The sequence below is a fragment of the Gilvimarinus sp. 1_MG-2023 genome, from assembly GCF_030548285.1.
This window is the reverse complement of the sequence record NZ_JAUOSC010001634.1, coordinates 1-239: the sequence shown is the minus strand read 5'-3', so window position 1 is coordinate 239 and position 239 is coordinate 1. Positions and strand designations below refer to the sequence as shown.

Sequence of the window (239 nt, the reverse complement as noted above, 5' to 3'; positions counted from 1 at the left end):
GATCATCCAGAATGGCGGCTTCCAGTTTGGGAATCAGACGCAGCAAGGGTCCACGCAGATCCAGTGTAGTCTGAAACCGCTGTTCCGGGTCTTCAACCCATTGAACGCCACTGCTGCGAACGTAATCAACCCGCACCGACGGCAACAAGCGGCGCAGTGCCAACGGTTTTCCCATCATTAACAAACCTGCCACATTCGGCAGCCACTCGCCGTTTTGTTTCTTGACCAGATTCAGTGCC

Annotated in this window: 1 protein-coding gene; it reads right to left on the bottom strand. The window is 54.8% G+C overall.

Translation table 11 applies throughout. From position 1 onward, the window contains the following. The coding region (locus Q4563_RS22330) for a hypothetical protein (protein ID WP_442903865.1) at window positions 1–239 on the bottom strand (239 nt) is incomplete at both ends.